Genomic DNA, 18200 nt, shown 5'->3' with positions numbered 1-18200 from the left:
TCCCCGGATTGGGGTTGTTATTTCAGCGCCCACCCGTCGGGCCGGGCCGAGGAGCACAGCCGAAAACGGATCAGGACGGGCGATTGTCTGAGCGAAGCGAGTTCGAGCCCGGCCCCGTTTTCGGCGAGCACCGCAGGTTGCCTGGAGCGAAGCGGAAGGACCCGGACCATCGGGTCGCCTTTCTTTTGGGTACTGTTGGTGTTCGCCTAACTTTGCTTCGCAAAGTGAGCGAACCCCGCGCGTGTAACGCGCCTTTGGCTAGCAAAGAAAACCCGCTTTGCGGGTTTCGCCAAAAGTGCCTCGCCCGCCGGGGCGAGACCCGGCTTGTTGGAAGACCTAAGAAAGCACAAGCTTGCACAGGCTTCAACAGGCTCAACCCGAACGACTGGAGGATCGCCAACATGGATCCCGGATCAAGCCCGGGCTGGCAAGCCCAAAACAGATCCGACCCGGCCCCAACCGGCCTCGAGGATCAACTCTCGAGGTTCAGACCTCGACCGGAAACCGCCGCGACGCAATCTCCAGCAAACCATCAAAAATCAGCCCTTCCACGAGTTCGAAGCGAACCGACATGCTCGGTCCCATCTTCCAGCCGGCGCCGCCGGTCATGATGCATTCGGGCGCCTCGCCGCAGTGGCGGGTGGTGTTCTCGACCATGCGCTGCACCGCACCGGCAATGGCAAACGTGCCGCCGCTGGTCAGGGCGTCGCTGGTGTTGGTCGGGAAGTCCTTCACGTCACCGGTCGGCACATGCAGGCCGGCGGTGCCGGACTCGAGGGCGCGCAGCATGATGCCGTGGCCCGGCAGGATGATGCCGCCCAGGAACTTGCCGCTAGCGTCGATGGCCTCGACAGTCACCGCCGTGCCCACCATCACCACCACGCAGGGCTTTTTGATCCCGCGCGCCAGCAGCCGCTGCCGCGCGCCTATCATCGCGACCCAGCGGTCCGCGCCCAGGCGCGCCGGGTGGTCATAACCATTGGTCACGCCGGCTTCCTGGGCACTCGGAATCACCCAGCGCGGGGCGACGTCCCAGATCTCCATCTGTTCGATCACGCGGCGCTTGACCGCGTCGCCGGCCACGATGCAGCCGAGGATGCGCGTGGGCGCGGGCAGCTCGTTCCACTCCTCGTCGGCGAGTTTGTCGATGTTCTCGAGAAACACCGCGCCATGGGCCAGCACCCGCGCTCCCGCAACCGGGGCCTCGTACTGGGCCCACTTCAGGCGGGTGTTGCCCACGTCAAGTGCTAAAAAAGTCATGTGACAGGATTATGAACACTTATCCATCCCTGTCGGCGGGAGGCGATCAGCGGGGCAGCGTGACCGGCCGGCTGAAGTCCACATTGCCGCCACGCACCGCCTCGTACGCGCGCGAGGCGCGCAGCACCAGCGCGTCACCAAACATGGGGCCGACAAACTGCAGGCCGATCGGCAAGCCATCGCTGGTCAGGCCGCAGGGCACGGTGCTGGCGGGCTGCTGGGTCAGGTTGAAAGGATAGGAAAACGGCGTCCAGCCCAGCATGGCGACCGGGTCCATCGGTGTGTGGCCGGCCGGCCGCGCCTCGAAGGCCGGCACCGCGACGCTGGGCGTGACCAGCAGGTCGAAACGCTGCATGAACTGGCGCATCTGCGAACCCAGCGCGCCGCGTTGCAGGTGCAGGCGCTGGATATCCAGCAGGCTGAACTTTTCGCCGAGCAGGGCTTCGGCGCGGAAGTCGGGGTCGGTCAGTGCCTGCTGCGCCGGCGACAGTGTATTCCAGACGGTCCAGGCACCCGCAAACCACAGGCCGGTGGTGATTTCCAGCGGATCGTCGAAGCCCGGGTCGATCTGCTCGACATGGGCGCCCAGTTCCGACAGCTGGGCCACCGCCTGCGCCACCGAACGCGCCACCTCAGGGTTCACGTTTTTGGCATAACCCAGGGTGGGCGACCAGGCGATGCGCAGGCCGCGTATGCCGTCCTCCAGACCCTGCAGGTAGTCGCTGTTGTCCGGGGGCAGCGAGGTCCAGTCGCGCGCGTCGGGCTTTTTGAGCACGTTCATCATCAGCGCCGCATCAGACACGCTGCGGCTGTGCGGGCCCAGGTGAGCGACCGAACCAAAGGGCGACAGCGGATAGGCCGGCACCCGGCCGAAACTCGGCTTGAGGCCGAAGTTGCCACAGAAGGCCGCCGGGATGCGCACCGAGCCGGCGCCGTCGGTGCCCACGGCCAGCGGCCCCATGCCGGAGGCGACGGCGGCGGCCGCCCCACCCGAGGAGCCACCCGGTGTTTTGGCGATGTCCCAAGGATTGCGCGTGATGCCGGTGCGCGGTGAGTTGGTTTCGCCCTTGCAGCCGAACTCCGGCGTGCTGGTTTTGCCGAGGATGACCGCGCCAGCTTCGCGCAAGCGGGCCGTGACCGGCGCGTCCACGTCCCAGGGCTGCTTGACCTCCACCGTGTGGCTGCCGCGCAGCGTGGGCATGCCGCGCGTCAGGATCAGGTCCTTGATGGAGACCGGCACGCCGTCGAGTTCACCGCAGTGCGGCCCTCCCCTGAGAAATTTCTGCCAGCGGGCTTCGCTGTCCCTGGCGGCCTGCAAGGCGGACTCCTCGGCCACCAGGCAGAAGGCCTTGAGTTGCGGATTCAGCGCATGGATGCGGTCCAGCACGGCGCGGGTGGCTTCCACCGGTGAGGCCTCACCGCGCTGGTAAAGCCGCAGCAGTTCGGTGGCGGTGCAATCGGCAAGGTCGGTGCGAGGGGCGGATCGTGGCATCGGCTACTCCAGCAATCAGGGCCGGCGGCGCATGGCGTCCGGCAGGTTTTTCCATGGCAGGTCGGCCGGGTCGGCCGCCATCGGTCCTGCGGCCTTGGCCACGAGGATGTCGGTTCTGGCATCGGCCACCAGCGGCGTGAAGTCCGCGCGGAAGTGGTTGGAGCTTTTGACCACGATGATTTTCATGGCTTCCGGCTCGATCCCGACCATGCGGAACAGTTCGCGGTCCAGCATCTGCATCTGCCCGCTGGCCACGGCCACCAGCACACCGTCGATCTCCAGGCAGGCGCAGGGCCCGAGCGTCGCGGCCATGCCGGTCATCATCGGGCCCTTGAGCGTCACCGCGCCATCACTCACAGCACGCACCTTGAACCGGCCCTGCACCGGCGGGTCGCTGTGCTGGCCGGTGAAGGTAGCCACCGCCTGGCCGAGGCTGAGGGAGACGCTGGCGCCCACACCGGCAGCCAACGCGGCCTGCGCGGCGGATGGATCAAACATCAGCCCCAGCGCCACCTGGCCCGGGAACTGCCGGCCCGCGCCCTGCGCGAGCAGCGCATGCAACAGGCCGGTGGTGTTGCTGCTGCCGCCGGCGCCGGGGTTGTCCTGGGTGTCGGCGATGACCAGCGGTGTGCTCATTCCTGCTGCGCGCGCCAGCACGTGCGCGACCGCGTCCTGCGCCGGCAGAAAATCCAGCGTCCATTGCGTGGGTTCGGCCACGCGCGCATACAAATGCGCCAGCGCTTGCTCTGCGCGCGCGCCGTGCGCCCAGACCATCGGACCGCATTCGTCGAAGTCCGAGGCCGGAAAGCCCATGCAAAAACTCAGGTGCACGCCAAACTGCGCATCGGCGGCCGCGAGTGCTTCGTAAAGCCCCTGCGCGGGCGCCATCCAGGTGCTTTGGGCGTTCAGCGGAATCAGGAAAGGCAGGCGCCGGAAGGCCAGCGCCTCCTTGCGCCCCAGTGCCACGCGGCGCGCCAGCAGTTCGGCCGCCAGCTCACCGGTGGACGCCATGTCGATGTGCGGGTAGGTGCGGTAGGCGACCAGCGCGTCGGCCTGCGCCAGCATGGCTTCGGTCACATTGGCGTGCAGGTCCAGGCTGGCCACGATCGGCAGGTCCGGACCCACCAGGGCGCGGATGCGGGTGATCAGTTCGCCCTCGGTATCGGCCAGGTGGTCCGCCACGCCGGCGCCGTGCAGGTCCAGGTAAACGGCGTCGAAGCCGCCTTGGGCCACATCGGCCAGCACCGCGCTGCTGATGCGTTCAAAAGCCTCCTGTGTCACATACGACGACGGCGAAGCGCCGCACCAGCTGCCCGGCAGCACCTGCCAGCCGCGCGCCTGGGCCGCGGCAATAAAACCGCCGGCCGGCAGGTTCACGCCGGCGAGCTGGTCCAGCATGGCCTGGCCCTGCATGAAGGCCGGAAACACATCGCCGCGGGTGAAGGCGGCCCAGTCGGCTTTCAGGGGCGCAAAGGTATTGGTTTCGTGCTGGTAACCGGCGACAAGGATTTTCAAAAAGCAGCTCCGGGTGCGGCGGCCAGCAGCCGGCGCGTGTAGTCATGTTGGGGGTGGGCATACAGCCGGGCGGTCGGCCCTTCTTCGACAATTTTTCCCTGGTGCATCACGATGACCCGGTCGCACAACTGGGCGGCCACACGCAGGTCATGGGTGATGAACAGCAGGCCCAGGCCCAGCTCGGCCTGGATCTCGCGCAGCAGCGCGAGGATCTGCGCCTGCACGCTGACGTCGAGCGCGCTGACCGCCTCGTCGGCCACCAGCACGCGCGGCCGGCAGGCCAGCGCCCGGGCGATCGCGATGCGCTGGCGCTGGCCGCCCGAGAACTGGCTGGGGTAACGCTGCAGGCCTTCGGCCGGCAACCGGACCTTGTCCATCAAATGAGCTGCAAGCGCCGTCGCTTCAGCGTGAGTAGCTCCGAAATTAATAGCGCCTTCGATGATGGAATCGCCGACTTTGCGGCGCGGATTCAGCGACCGGTTCGGGTCCTGAAACACCACCTGCACCTGGCTGCGCAGCGGCCGGAGCTTGCCTTCGCTGAAACCGGCGACATCGATCAGCGCGCCGTCGGCCTCCTGGCCGGGCGGGCGCCACAACACCTGGCCGGCGCTCGGGTCAATCAGGCGGATCAGGCAGCGTGCCAGCGTCGATTTGCCGGAACCGGACTCGCCGACCACGCCGACGGTTTCGCCGGCCGACACCGCCACCGACGCGGATTGCAAGGCGTGGGTCAGGCGCTGGCGGCCCAGCCAGTCGCGCGCGACATAGGTCTTGCTGACATCCTGGCAGCTCAGCAGCGGCTGGCCCTGCGGCGCCGGCCGCGCCGGCGGCGGCGTCATGCCGGGCACCGCGGCGAGCAGCATCTTGGTGTAGTCGGCCTGGGGGTTGCGCAGCACCTCGTCCCGCGTGCCGTACTCGACGGCCCGGCCCTGGTTCATCACCAGCACCTCGTCGGCGATGTCGGCCACCACCCCCATGTCGTGCGTGATGAACAAGACGGCGCAGCGGTGGCCGCCCGACAGGTCGGCCTGCAGCTCCTCGATCAGCTTGAGGATTTCCTTTTGTGTGGTGACATCCAGCGCCGTGGTCGGCTCGTCGCAGATCAGCAGGGCCGGCTGCAGAATCACCGCCATCGCAATCACGATGCGCTGGCGCTGGCCGCCCGAGAGCTGGTGCGGGAAGCTGCGCATCATGCGTTCGGGCTCGGGCAGCTTGACGCGCTGCAGGATGTTCAGCACCGCTTCGCTGCGCCGCTTCGCGCCCCAGTCGGTGTGCTGGCGGAGCAACTCGTCGATCTGCTCGCCGCAACTCATCACCGGGTTCAGCGCCGTCATCGGCTCCTGGAACACCATGCCCATGGCCTGGCCGCGCAGGGCGCGCAGGCGCTGCGTGCTGGCATCGAGCAGGGATTCACCCTGCAGCACGATGCGGCCCGGTCCGGGCTTGAGTTCGCGCGCCAGCAAACCCATCACCGCGGTGGCCATGACCGATTTTCCGGAACCGGATTCACCGACCACACACAGGGTCTGGCCGGCATGGATGCGCAGGCTGATGTCCTCCACCGCGAAGGCACGGTCACTGCCGGACGGCAGCGCCACATGCAGCTTGTCGATAACCAGAATGGGAGCAGCCGCTGTGTTCATGGGCTGCGCTTTGAAAACTTCGGATCGAGCACGTCGCGCAAGCCGTCGCCCAGCAGGTTGATGGCCAGCACCGTGGGCACCAGGAACAGCGCCGGGAACAACACATTGCCCGGGTACTGGGTGAACTGCACGCGGCCCTCGGCCATGATGTTGCCCCAGGTCGGGATGTCGGCCGGCAGCCCGAGGCCCAGAAAACTCAGGATGGCCTCGGTCAGCACCGCCGATGCGGCGACAAAAGTGCCCTGCACAATCAGCGGCGCCATGGCGTTGGGCAGGATGTGCCGCCACAGGATCACCGGGGTGGGGGTCGCCAGCGCGCGCGCGGCCTCCACGAAGGGTTCCTCGCGCAGCGTCAGCACCATGGAGCGCACCAGACGGGTGACGCGCGGGATTTCCGGGATCGCGATGGCCACCACCACCGTCCACAGTTGCGCGCCCAGCGCGGCCACCAGCGCAATCGCCAGCAGGATGGCCGGGATGGCCATCAGCCCGTCCATGAAACGCATCAGCACCGCGTCGACGATGCGGAAGTACCCCGCCAGCATGCCCAGCAAGGCGCCGGCGCCTATCGCCACCACGGCGGTGAAAGCCGCCACCAGCAGCGAGGTGCGCGTGCCATACAACACGCGGCTGTAGATGTCGCGCCCGAAGTTGTCGGCGCCCATCCAGAACGTGTGTTGGACCGCCGTGCCATCAAGCTGCGCAAACTCGCCGCGCGCACCGGCCGCGGTATTGATGTGGGCCGAGTCCATGGCCGCCGGGTCCACCGTGCCCAACACCGGGGCCAGTGCGGCCAGCAGCAGCAACACGCCGATCACGCCCGCACCGAAACGGAACGCGGTGTTGGCCCAAAGCCTGCGCCAGAGAAGTCGGCCGGCCCCCATCAGTAACGGATCCTCGGGTCGAGAAACAGGTAACTCACATCCACCAGCAGGTTGACGCCCACATACAGCAGGCTGAAAAACAGCACCAGACCCTGGATCACCGGAAAGTCACGGTTCAGCACCGCATCGACCGTCAGCGAACCGAGGCCGGGAATCGAATACACCGTCTCGGTCACCACCACGCCGCCGATCAGCAAAGCCACACCGATGCCGATCACCGTGACGATGGGGACCGCCGCGTTGGCCAGCGCATGGCGCATCAGCACCGCGGATTCGGCCAGGCCCTTGGCGCGCGCGGTGCGGATGTAGTCCTCGGTGAGCGCCTCGGACACGCTGGCGCGCGTCACGCGCGCGATCAGCGCCACGTAAATCATGGCCAGCGTGACCCAGGGCAGCACCAGCTGGCGCGCCCAGGCCCAGATGCCGTTGCCATCGCTGCCGAACAGGCGCCGGTAACCCTGCACCGGAAACCAGTCGAGCTGCACGGCAAACACGTAGATCAGCAGGTAGCCGGTGACAAACACCGGAATCGAAAACCCGGCCACCGAAAACCCAGACAACACACGGTCCAGCCAGCCCCCCATGCGCCAGGCGGCGATGGTGCCCAGCGGCACGGCCACCAGCACCGCCAGCACCAGGGTGCCGGCTGCGAGGCTCAAGGTCGGCTCCAGCCGCTGCACGATCAGTTCGGTGACAGGCCGGTTCAGGTAAAAGGAATAACCGAGGTCGCCCTGCACCACACCGCTGATCCAGATCCAGAACTGGACCAGCAGCGGCTTGCTCAGGCCCAGGGTCTCCCGGATTTTTTCGATGTCCTCGTTGGTCGAGTTGTTGCCGGCGATCACGGCCGCCGGGTCACCCGGCGTGAGCCGCAGGATCAGGAACACGACGATGGCCACCACCAGCAGCACCGGAATGGTCGCCAGCAGGCGTTGCAGCAGGAATCTCAGCATGCGGACTTGTCGCTGGACAGCACCTGGATTGTCATGCCGGAGCCCGGATCAAGGCCGGGGCAGGCCCTGATCCGGCATCCATGACGCGCAAGCCTGGACTGCGGGTCAAGCCCGCAATGACAATTCAACCAAACCACGGGCTTAGTTTTTCTTGATGTTCCAGTACACCTGCGCGCCGCCGGGCACCAGGCCGGAGATGTTGCTGCGCAGCGCCGCCGGGTTATTGTACTGGCCCAGGTGCACGTGCGAGGCGGTTTCAATCGCGCGCAACTGCAGTTGCTCGGCGAGTTTCTTCTTCTCGGCCTCGGTGCCGGCCTGCGCGAACTTGACCTTGAGGTCCTCGATGACCTTGTCGTCCTGCCAGCCGAACCAGCCCTTGTCGCCGGTGGCATTGAGCATGGCCATGGTCAGCGGGTTCTGGATGTCGCCAGCGGTCCAGGCCGTCATGAAGGCATTCCAGCCGCCCTTGTCCGGTGCATCCTTCTTGGCGCGGCGGGCCAGCAGCGTGGACCAGTCCGACTGCTGCATGTCGACCTTGAAGCCGGCGGCCTCGAGCTGCTGCTTGGCCACCAGCGGCAGCTTGGCGATCGAGGCCAGGTCGGTGGGCCGCATCAGCACCACCGGCTCGCCCTTGTAACCGGCCTCGGCCAGCATCTGCTTGGCCTTGGCCGGGTTGGCCATGCCGGTATAAATGCCGGCGTTGTCGCTGGCATACGGCGTGCCGCAGGGGAAGATGCTCTTGCAGAACTTGTACATGCCGGGCGCACCAACCTGGGTTTTCAGGAAGGCTTCCTGGCCCATGGCGACCATGGCGGCCTGGCGGATCTTCACGTTGTCAAACGGCGCGTGCAGGTGGTTAAAGCGGAAGATGTACTGCAGGCCGGCCGGCTGGGCGTCCACGATCTGGATGTCCTTGGCCGCCTTGAGCGAGGCGTACTGCTCGAAAGCCGGTTGCTCGACGATGTCCACCTCGCCGGCGATCAGTGCATTGAACTGGGTCTGCGGATCACGGATGATGATCCACTCGACGCGGTCCAGGTACACATTTTTGCCGCCGGTGGTGCCATTGGGCGCTTCACTGCGCGGCTTGTACTTGTCGTTCTTGACATACACCAGCTTCTCGCCGGGCTTGTATTCCGCCGTGACAAACTTGTACGGACCCGAGCCGATGTTCTCCTTGATCTGCTCGCTGCCCGGGGTGGCGGCGATGCGCGCCGGCATGATGAAAGGCACGTTCGACGACGGTTTGCCGAGCGCCTCCAGCATCACGCCAAACGGCTGGTTGAACTTGATGATGAAGGTTTTCGCATTCGGCGTTTCATAACTCGCCAGGCTCTTGGCCATGACGCCGCCGAAACTGTCGCGGCTGGCCCAGCGCTTGAGCGAGGCCACCACGTCCTCGCTGGTGACCGGTTTGCCATCATGGAATTCCAGCCCGTCACGCAGGGTGAAGGTCCAGACCTTGTTGTCCTTCGACGCCGAATAGGTGTCCACCATCTGCGGCTTGACCTTGCCTTCCAGGTCGGTGCCGAACAGGGTGTCGTAAATCATGTAGCCGTGGTTGCGCGTCACGAAGGCCGTGGTCCAGACCGGATCCAGGATGGTGATATTGGAGTGCGGCACCACTTTCAGGGTTTTGGCCTGGGCCTGTGCCGCGGCAGGCAGCATCAATGAGGACACCAGCGCGGCGGAAGTGGCCAGGGCTACAAGAGAGCGACGTTTCATGACGAATTTTCCTTAGAAACAAGGGTTGGAACAGCCGGGCCGGGATCTCCCGGGCTGTTTGCGTAATGTAACCATAGTGCATACGCAATATTCAAGCCACAGGGAAACACTGGATACCCAAGGCGCCGGGAAGCGCTGGACAGGTCCCTGCGGATGTGCGGCAGCCGGATCGGGATGGGATGCAAGGCGGATTTCGCAGCCAATAGCCACCTATTGGCAAGAAATTCAACGCAGCAGACCGCCCGAACCCGGATGATCGCGCGCCGCAGCGGGCTTGTTCAGCGCTTCCCTAGATCACACCGAGCCAGCAAGCCCGCTGGATCGCCGACATCTTGTTGTCCACCCGGAGCTTGGCCATGGCATTGGCCATGTGGTAATTGACGGTGCGTTCGGTGCAGCGCAGGCGCTCGCCGGTCTGGCGCGCCGTGAGCCCCTCGAAGGCCAGCGCCAGGCATTCGCTTTCTCGCGGACTCAGCGGGCTGCCGGCGGCAGCCATGGTGCGTTTGAACAGCGGCCAGATGTTCAGCGCTGACCAGACCAGCGCCGCGGCCTCGGCGCGGTCATGAAACTGGCGCGGACTGAACATGAAACATTCAAAGGCGCGGCCGGACGGCAGGGGGAACTCGACCCGGACCACACTCTGGAAACCGTGGGCCAGCCACAACAGTCGCCAGCGGTCGCCACCAGCGTCCGAGTTGGCAATGTGCTGCCAGGCCACCAGCGGCGCGTCGGATTCGCGCCACGGCGCACCAAAATCCTGGCTTTCGGCCAGCGCCGAGGCAGGTTCGCGCAGGCGCGGGGGGTGAACCGCTGCGACCACCCGGTCCTGGCGCTGCCCGAAGGGGTCGGGGCCGAGCACCACCACCGCCTCGACCGCATATTCACGCAAGGCGGAAATCCAGTCTGCCAGCATGCTGTCCAGCGTAATACTGTCAAAGTTGACAGGTGATGGCATATTCGGTTTTTCTCCAGAACTGTGACAATGTGTCGAGCGATGTTCCAAGACCTATTCATGACCTCCGGAGTACCTGCCAGGATCAAGCGGATGATTGGCGCGGCCTGGCGTTACTCGGGCCTGTCGGGTCGCCTGTCGGCGCGGATCAGGGCCGAACTGCAGGAGCAGATGGTGCTTATTTTGCACCCATCGCCCTGGCGTTTGCGCTGGCTCGGGCTGTTCACGCTGGTGGGCCATCCGCTGTTCGGCTGGATCTGGGGCCACTGGTTGCCCCAGCCCTACGAGCACCCCGGCCTGCGCGCGGTGATGGGCGCCCTGGGCTTGCTGCTGATCTCCGAGAGCATCGCCAACGACCCGTCCAGCAAACTCTCGGCCCGCGTCTTCACCCTGGTGACCTGGCTGCAGCTGCCCTTGTTTTTCAGCTGGATGTATCTCTGCAACAGCGGCAACACGGTCTGGCTCGCCAGCTTTTGCGCGATGCTGCTGATTTATTACCACCTGACCGACTGGCGGGTCGCCACGCTGGGCTCGGTCACCGGCGTGTTGCTGGCCGGGACACTGTTCCATCTGTTCGGGCCGACGGTGGCCCCCATGGACCCGCAGCAATGGACCATCAACGCGGTGGTCATCACTTTCTGCTGGTCCAGTGCCCTGCTGCTGGGCCTGTCGTCGGCCAACCTGCGGCGCGAGCACCTGCAGTACACGCTGACCACCATGGGAATCATGGCCCACGAATTGCGTACCCCGCTGGCCACCATCTCGCTGATCGGCGACGCCCTGCGCAACGAGAACCAGGCCGGCAGGGAAGCCGATGGCGCGCAGCGGCTGGACCAGCTGGTGGTGCGTCTGCACGGCCTGGTGCGCAACATGAACCAGCAAATCGACACGCAGATCGCCAATGCCAGCCTGCTGCGCCTGCCGATGCACCGGGAGACCGTGTCGGCTGCCGCGCTGCTGCGCAACGTGGTCAAGGACTACCCCTACCGCAACTCGCGCGAGCGCGAGAGTGTCACCCTGGTGCTGCGCAAGGATTTTTCCTTCGAGTCGTCCTACCGGCTGTTTGCCCAGGTGATCAACAACCTGCTGAAAAACGCCTTCCGTTCGCTGGCAGCCGTCAGCTCGGCGCCCAAACCCGGGGACCTGCGCATCGAAGTGGGCGTGCTCAACGGCGCCGGGCGCATCGTGGTCACCGACCAGGGTGTCGGCATCCCGCCCGAACTGCAGGCCCGCATCTTCGAGCCCTTTTTCTCCACCGACCACGGCACCGGTCACGGCCTGGGGCTGGCCTTTTGCCAGCAGGTGGTGCAGGGGGCCGGCGGAACCATACGCGTGAAGTCCGAACCCGGCCGCGGCGCCGTCTTCATCATCGAACTGGCGCCTGTCCACGAGGGCCTGTTCAGGCCCTGACCAACCCGTCCATTGCCCATGAGCTTTCCACTGTTTCACCGCCCCGGCGCCATCGTTTTTCTCGATGATGATCCCGACTATCTCGAAATGCTGGCCATGGTGTTGCCGCGGCAATGGCACATCAAGCTCTACCTGCGGCCCCAGACCTGCATCAACCAGTTGCAGCAGGAGCCGCCCCTGTGGGAGGCCGATGCCTGGGCCCAGCAGGAGATCATCGACAACTGGCGCGCGGGCAGCCCGCTGATTCCGCAAATCCTGCAGTACTGGGCCGCGCAGGACCAGCGTTACGACCTCAGCCAGGTCTGCGTTTTCGACTATGCGATGCCCGGCATGGACGGCCTGCAGGCCCTGTCCGAACTCACGGACTGGCCGGGCGGGCGGATTCTGCTCACCGGGCAGGCCGACGAACATGTGGCGGTCAGCGCCTTCAACCGGGGGCTGATCGACCAGTTCATCGCCAAACAGACGCCCGACATTTCGCAACACCTGGTCTCGGTGGTGCAGCGCATGCTGGACCGGCCGCAGCTGCGGCATTCGCAGACCTGGCGTGCCGCGCTGACCCAACCGCAACATGCGCTGCTGCAGGTGCCGTCGGTGGCCCGGCAACTGAGCGCCCTGGCCGACAGTCACTGGGTGGAGCATGTGGTGATCGGGCAACCCTTCGGCGTCCTCGGCATGGATGCCGACGGCGGGGTCAGCTGGCTGCAACTGGAGCCTGCCGCCGGCCTGACCGAGCTGGCCGAACTGGCCGAGACGCAAGGCGTCGATCCGGCGGCGGCGGCCGGTATCCGGGAGGGCCGCCACCTGGTGGACCTGGAGCTGCAGCAGGCGCTCGGCCACAGCACGCCACCCCGGCTGCTGCCGGCGTTTTCGGTGGGCCATGATGGTTCGGTGCTGGCGGCGCTCTTCCCCTTGGAGCTTGCGGCCAGCGAGCGGGGATGGACCGGCTACAAACATTGGCTTAAAAAGGTCGGACCGCGCAAGGTGCAGGACTAGGCTTGGGCGGCGTGCGCGGCGCGCGCGCGCCGGGCGATCGGCCAGTCCCAGGGTTTGACCAGCGGCGCGACCTCGCGCGCCACCGCCTCCACATGGTTCAGCTCTGCGTCGGTCAGCGCTGCATGCAAGGTCAGCCGCACCATGGCGCGGTTGCGGCTGGTGGCGGGCGCACAAAACACCGCGCCGAACACGCCCCGTTCTTCCAGATGGTCGCGCAGCACCATGGTGTCGGGTTCGGTTCCGGCCTCCAGCGAAATGATCTGCTCGGTCCCCTGGTGGATGGGATAACCCATGTCGGACAGGCTGGCGCGCAGGCGCCGGGTGTGGCTGCGCAGGCGCTCGCGCTGCGCATCGCGCTGGCCGATCACCGCCAGCGTGGCGCCCAGTCCAGCAATTTCGTGCGGCAACAGGCAGGAGCTGAAGATGTTGGGAAAGCTGGAGCTCAGGATGTAGTAACGCAACTCCGCCGGCGCAGTGAAGAAGCCGCCGCGCCCCGCAAAGGCCTTGGCCAGGCTGGCCGTGATGAAGTGCACCCGGTCGGTGACCCCGAGTTCCGCGCACAGGCCGCGCCCCCCGGGACCGTGCGTCCCCAGCGAATGGGACTCGTCCACCACCACCATGCAGCCGTGCCGCTCGGCGACATCCAGCAACTCGCGCAGCGGGCACAGCGCGCCGGTGGTGCTGTAGACCGAATCCACCACCACCACCCCCTGGCCGTGACGCGCCAGCATGCGCTCGAGGTTGGCCGGATCGTTGTGCCGGAAGGCGTGGGCGGGCGCCCGCGCGGCGTGGGCGCCTTCCCACAGCGAGGTGTGCGCGAGTGTGTCCAGGTACACCGGTGTCTGCGCGTCGGCAATCGACTGCAGCAGGCCGACATTGGCAGCGTAGCCGGACTGGCAGACAAATCCGTCTTCCTTGCCGACCCATCGGGCCAGCGAATTTTCAAGCACGCGGGTCGGGTGTTCGCCGTGCACAAACACCCCTGACTGGATCACGAACTCCCGGTCGTGCCGCAGGGCCGCGACCTGGGCACCGACGATGTCCGGATGGCCGGTCACGCTGAGGTAGTCGTTGCCGTCCAGGCGCACCGCATCCGGACCCGGGGTCCGGCCATGCAGGATGAAGCGCCCTCCGACCTGTTGCTCCCAACGCGGCAGGAACTCGCGGCGTATGCGTTCCCGCAGATGACTGGAGAGTGCGGGATTAACTGCGGTTTTTGTAACGGTTTGCGAAGAAATTCGCTCGGGAAATTCGAGTTGCATGGTGCACCTTGTGAAAAAGTAACACCATTGAAAATGAAATTGACAAATTCACAGGCACGACCCCTGTCAATATTGACAGGGGTGTTTTAGCAAAATATTTCACGCTTGCCCAAAGGCCCCAGAACCAATACCTTTCGTATTACCCCGGCAGTGCTTATGGTCGACTGCCGGTCAGGCTCAATGCCGCCAGCGCCATGATTTTTGCGCTGTCGACCAGTTCCTGGATGCCCACATATTCATCGGGCTGATGCGCCAGATCGAGAATGCCGGGGCCGTAGGCGATACAGGCATCGAGCTTGCCGGTGCGCACGATGTGCTTCTGGTCGTAGGTGCCCGGGCTGGAAATGTAGCTGGCCTCGCGGCCCAGCACGCGGGCGATCGCACGCGCGGTGGCCAGCACCACCGGCGCGTCCCTGGGTGTGGCCGTCGGCACAAAACTCATGATGTCGCGCACGCCGTAGTCGAAGCCCGGGCGGCTGCGCTTGAGCTCGTCGAGCATGGCCACGATTTCTGCCTTGACCGCATCGAGGTTTTCCTCGGCGATGAAGCGCCGGTCCAGCACCGCGCGGCAGGAATGCGCCACCACCGGCGAAGGCAGGTCGCCGGTCGGCCGGTTCAGCGCATCCATGGAGAACATCTGCTCGACCTGGCCGCCATGCAGGCTGTTGATGTTCAGCGTGCTGACCCGCGCGCCGGGCGGCTCCACCGGTTCGGCCGTGTGGCGCTGCGACAGGCGCGGCTGCAGCTGTGTTTCCAGCAGGTGAATGAAGGCGCTCATGTGGTTGATCGCGCTGTCGCCCAGAAAGGGCATGGAGCCATGGGCGATGCGGCCCCGGGTTTCGACTTCGCCCCACCAGACGCCGCGGTGGCCCAGGCAGATGCGGTCCACGCCCAGCGGCTCCGGGATGATCACATGGTGTACGCGCGGTTTCGTGAAATAGCCGCGCTCGGCGAGGTAGCCCACGCCGGCAAACCCGCCCGACTCCTCGTCCACCGTGCCCGAAATTTCCAGCGCGCCGGCAAACGGCAGGCCTTCCTCGAGAATCGCCTCGCAGGCGATCACGCTGGAGGCCAGCCCGCCTTTCATGTCGCAGGTGCCGCGGCCATACACCTTGCCGTCCCGGACCTCGCCGCCGAAGGGCGCGGTGGTCCAGCCGGAGCCGGCCTCGACGACATCGATGTGGCTGTTGAAATGCACACACTCGCCGCCGGGCTGACCGTCGTAACGCGCCACGACATTGATGCGCGGATGTGAATCGCGGTCGCCCGGCGCGCCATTGGCGCGTATGTATTCCACCGCAAAGCCGCGTTTTGCCAGCCGCTCGCCCAGCAGGCGGGCACAGGCTTCGTAGGCGTCACCGGGCGGATTGGTCGTCGGGATGCGCACCAGGTCTTGCGTGAGGGCCACCACCTCGTCGCGTTTGGATTCGATGCGTTTGAGCAGGCTGTCGTGGTTCATGACTTCAGTTTATGTGAACCGGGCTTCGCTGTCTCAGGGCACGTCGATGCGCGGCCGGGGATTGTATTTTTCAGGCAGGGGCCGCGGCCCCGCAGGCGCAGCGCCGCCCCGGGGAGCATCCTTTGACAAGCTCAGGACGAACGGAGAAAAAGGAAGCGAACTGGGGGGGCATCTCTTGTCAAGCAGGGGCCGGAAGCGAAGCATCCGGCGAGCGGCGGCCTGCAAGGTGCAGAGAGCGACACGCAGTGCGCGAACGTGGGGGCTCCAGTTTTCCCGCCGGGCCGCCCCAAGGGAAAATGCGCCCCCCTCGGGGGGCAGAGAGCGACACGCAGTGCGCGAACGTGGGGGCTCCAGTTTCCCGCCGGGCCGCCCCAAGGGAAATGCGCCCCCTCGGGGGGCAGAGAGCGACACGCAGTGCGCGAACGTGGGGGCTCCAGTTTCCCGCCGGGCCGCCCCAAGGGAAAATGCGCCCCCTCGGGGGGCAGAGAGCGACACGCAGTGCGCGAACGTGGGGGCTCTAATTCTGCCGCCACGGCAGCCCGCGAAAGCGCCAGCCGCCGCGCGCGCCGCGGTGCGCCTGGTCGTCCGGGTCACCCTCAAAACCCTCGAGGATGTTGTAGGCCTCCAGGCCCAGCTCGGCCGCGCGTTTTGCCGCGGCAATCGAGCGCACCCCGCTGCGGCACAACATCACAGCCTTGCCACCGGCCGGCACCGCAGCCTTCAGCGCTTCGTCGAACTGCGGATTCAGCGCCATGCCCGGCCATTGTTTCCAGGCCAGCGCGACCGCGCCCGGCACAAAGCCGACCCATTCCCGCTCGGCATCGGTGCGCACGTCGATCAGCACCGCCTCGCCGTCCTGCCACCACTGGTTCGCCAGCTCGGGCGACACATTGCCGGCATAACCCTCGGCAGGCTGGACGTCCAGCAATGCCGCGCCGTCGGCGTCCTGGCGGCCCACACCCAGGCCCGAGTTCTGGTTCGCAGGCAGCGCTTCGTCCATGCGGGCCGGCCGCGGCAACTTGAGCTGGGTCATGGTGGCCACGAACTCCGCCAGGCTTTTGCCGGCAATACGCGTGTTGCCGGCCTTCTCGGCAGCAATCGTGGAATGGGTGCGGCCCTGGTAGTCGTGGCCCGGCCAGACCACGGTGTCATCCGGCAGGCTGAACAGCCGCTGCGTGATGCTGCGATACAGCGCCTCGGCGCTGCCCGACTGGAAATCGGTGCGGCCGCAACCATTGATCAGCAGCGTGTCGCCGGTGAACACGTGCTGGCGCCACAGGTAGCTCACACTGCCCGCGGTGTGGCCGGGCGTATGGATGACGCGGACCTGCTCGCTGCCGAAGCGCAGCACATCACCGTCGCCAAGCTGGCTGGCGGCGGTCATGATGCCGCAGCCTTCCGGCGCGGCACTCCGGGCGCCGGTGTGTTCGACCAGTTGTCCCGCGCTGGTGATGTGGTCGGCATGCGCATGGGTTTCCACGGTCCACACCAGGGTCAGGGCATAGTCGCGAAGCAGCGCCAGGTCTCGTTCGAGCTGGCTGTCCACCGGATCGATGAACAGCGCCTCGCGCGTGGCAGCGTCAAACAACAGGTAGCTGTAGGTGCTGGATGCGGGATCAAAAAGTTGCAGCGGTTTCATGACAATTCCAGGTTGGCAGGTGAGACGGGGCGCATGCAAGTTTAGGCCGGTGGCAGCAGGCCCTGCCCGCGACATTGCGGCGCGCGCTGCGGCAAGCGTGGTCGCTTCCCATGCTATTGTTTTTATAGCTGGCTGCGCTTTCCCCCCATGGGCTGAAGGCCAAACATGCCGTAAACCTGCAGGCCACGCAGCGACCGCACCAGAGTTGCGCGGCGACAGGCGCTGCCGCTGTCAAACCTTGACGAAAAGCTGACAGCCCGGGCGAGCCCACGCCACCGATAAACAGTTTCACCCCAATTAGATGCAATCGCCAGCGCCCCGTTGGTAAAAACCCTCTTTCATGCCAAGCCTCAATGGAGAAAGATAGCTTGCTAACGTTTTTTCACACCAGGAGACAAATCATGACCGATATCAAGACCCCCCGCCGCCGCAGCCTGCTCAAGGGCGCTGCAGTCGCAGCCGGCGCAGGCGCCATGTCCGCCCCGATGCTGGCCACTGCCCAGACGGCCACCACTCTGCGCTTCCAGAGCACCTGGCCATCGAAAGACATCTTTCACGAGTACGCGTCCGATTTCGCGAAAAAAGTCAATGACATGGCGAGCGGCAAGCTGAAAATCGAAGTGCTGCCTGCAGGCGCTGTGGTTCCTGCGTTCCAGCTGCTCGAAGCCGTCAACAAGGGCACGCTGGACGGCGGCCACGGCGTGGTGGCTTACCACTACGGCAAGAATTCGGCGCTCGCGCTGTGGGGTTCCGGCCCGTCCTTCGGCATGGACCCCAACATGCTGCTGGCCTGGCACAACTATGGCGGCGGCAAGGCCCTGCTGGAAGAGATCTACAAGTCGATCAACATGGACGTGGTGTCCTACCTGTATGGCCCCATGCCGACCCAGCCGTTCGGCTGGTTCAAGAAACCCATTTCCAAGGTCGAAGACGTCAAGGGCACGAAGTTCCGTACCGTGGGCCTGGCCGTCGACATGTACACCGACATGGGCGCTGCAGTGAACCCGCTG

14 protein-coding genes are annotated in these 18200 nt (G+C 65.9%); 3 read left to right on the top strand and 11 right to left on the bottom strand.

Annotated elements, in window-relative coordinates:
- Positions 1–486: 486 nt before the first annotated feature.
- The 8 genes from Q8K49_RS03100 to Q8K49_RS03065 all read right to left on the bottom strand — a co-directional run bounded on the left by Q8K49_RS03100 (position 487) and on the right by Q8K49_RS03065 (position 10427).
- Positions 487–1260 carry a type III pantothenate kinase gene (locus Q8K49_RS03100; RefSeq protein WP_305303983.1) on the bottom strand — a complete coding sequence of 258 codons (774 nt, stop codon included), beginning with the start codon at positions 1258–1260 and terminating at the stop codon, positions 487–489.
- Between the two features lie 46 nt (positions 1261–1306).
- The gene (locus Q8K49_RS03095; protein ID WP_305303982.1) at positions 1307–2752 is read right to left on the bottom strand and encodes an amidase; all 1446 of its coding nucleotides are present in this window, start codon (positions 2750–2752) and stop codon (positions 1307–1309) included.
- 15 nt (positions 2753–2767) lie between these two features.
- Entirely contained in the window at positions 2768–4267 is a 1500-nt protein-coding gene (locus tag Q8K49_RS03090; RefSeq protein WP_305303980.1) for a M81 family metallopeptidase, read from the bottom strand.
- Entirely contained in the window at positions 4264–5910 is a 1647-nt protein-coding gene (locus tag Q8K49_RS03085; protein ID WP_305303978.1) for an ABC transporter ATP-binding protein, read from the bottom strand. Before Q8K49_RS03085 ends, Q8K49_RS03090 begins: the two co-directional genes overlap by 4 nt.
- On the bottom strand, positions 5907–6794 hold the full coding sequence (locus Q8K49_RS03080) for an ABC transporter permease (RefSeq protein WP_305303977.1): 888 nt from the start codon (positions 6792–6794) through the stop codon (positions 5907–5909). Before Q8K49_RS03080 ends, Q8K49_RS03085 begins: the two co-directional genes overlap by 4 nt.
- The gene (locus Q8K49_RS03075; protein ID WP_305303975.1) at positions 6794–7747 is read right to left on the bottom strand and encodes an ABC transporter permease; all 954 of its coding nucleotides are present in this window, start codon (positions 7745–7747) and stop codon (positions 6794–6796) included. Before Q8K49_RS03075 ends, Q8K49_RS03080 begins: the two co-directional genes overlap by 1 nt.
- Positions 7748–7888: 141 nt before the next feature.
- Positions 7889–9472: an ABC transporter substrate-binding protein gene (locus Q8K49_RS03070; RefSeq protein ID WP_305303974.1), complete on the bottom strand. Its 1584-nt coding sequence runs from the start codon at positions 9470–9472 to the stop codon at positions 7889–7891.
- A gap of 289 nt (positions 9473–9761) precedes the next feature.
- Positions 9762–10427: a LuxR C-terminal-related transcriptional regulator gene (locus Q8K49_RS03065; RefSeq protein ID WP_305303973.1), complete on the bottom strand. Its 666-nt coding sequence runs from the start codon at positions 10425–10427 to the stop codon at positions 9762–9764.
- A 90-nt stretch (positions 10428–10517) separates the two neighbouring features.
- Between Q8K49_RS03065 and Q8K49_RS03060 the strand changes: the two genes are divergently transcribed.
- Both Q8K49_RS03060 and Q8K49_RS03055 read left to right on the top strand, forming a co-directional pair.
- On the top strand, positions 10518–11834 hold the full coding sequence (locus Q8K49_RS03060; RefSeq protein ID WP_305303971.1) for a sensor histidine kinase KdpD: 1317 nt from the start codon (positions 10518–10520) through the stop codon (positions 11832–11834).
- An 18-nt stretch (positions 11835–11852) separates the two neighbouring features.
- On the top strand, positions 11853–12830 hold the full coding sequence (locus Q8K49_RS03055; RefSeq protein ID WP_305303970.1) for a hypothetical protein: 978 nt from the start codon (positions 11853–11855) through the stop codon (positions 12828–12830).
- Here Q8K49_RS03055 and cqsA read toward each other — a convergent pair.
- The 3 genes from cqsA to Q8K49_RS03040 all read right to left on the bottom strand — a co-directional run bounded on the left by cqsA (position 12827) and on the right by Q8K49_RS03040 (position 17190).
- Complete coding sequence (gene cqsA, locus Q8K49_RS03050) at positions 12827–14092, bottom strand: alpha-hydroxyketone-type quorum-sensing autoinducer synthase (RefSeq protein ID WP_305303969.1); 1266 nt, start codon at positions 14090–14092, stop codon at positions 12827–12829. The genes Q8K49_RS03055 and cqsA overlap by 4 nt on opposite strands.
- A 154-nt stretch (positions 14093–14246) precedes the next feature.
- Positions 14247–15551 carry an acetylornithine deacetylase/succinyl-diaminopimelate desuccinylase family protein gene (locus tag Q8K49_RS03045; RefSeq protein WP_305303968.1) on the bottom strand — a complete coding sequence of 435 codons (1305 nt, stop codon included), beginning with the start codon at positions 15549–15551 and terminating at the stop codon, positions 14247–14249.
- Between the two features lie 517 nt (positions 15552–16068).
- Positions 16069–17190, bottom strand: a complete 1122-nt coding sequence (locus Q8K49_RS03040; protein ID WP_305303967.1) for an MBL fold metallo-hydrolase — start codon at positions 17188–17190, stop codon at positions 16069–16071.
- 401 nt (positions 17191–17591) lie between these two features.
- Between Q8K49_RS03040 and Q8K49_RS03035 the strand changes: the two genes are divergently transcribed.
- Positions 17592–18200 (top strand): hypothetical protein (locus tag Q8K49_RS03035; RefSeq protein WP_305303966.1); only part of this gene is annotated, 609 nt, incomplete at its 3' end.

This window comes from Brevundimonas sp. (assembly GCF_030682035.1).
Lineage (GTDB): Bacteria > Pseudomonadota > Alphaproteobacteria > Caulobacterales > Caulobacteraceae > Brevundimonas.
This window is presented reverse-complemented; position numbering and strand designations above follow the sequence as displayed.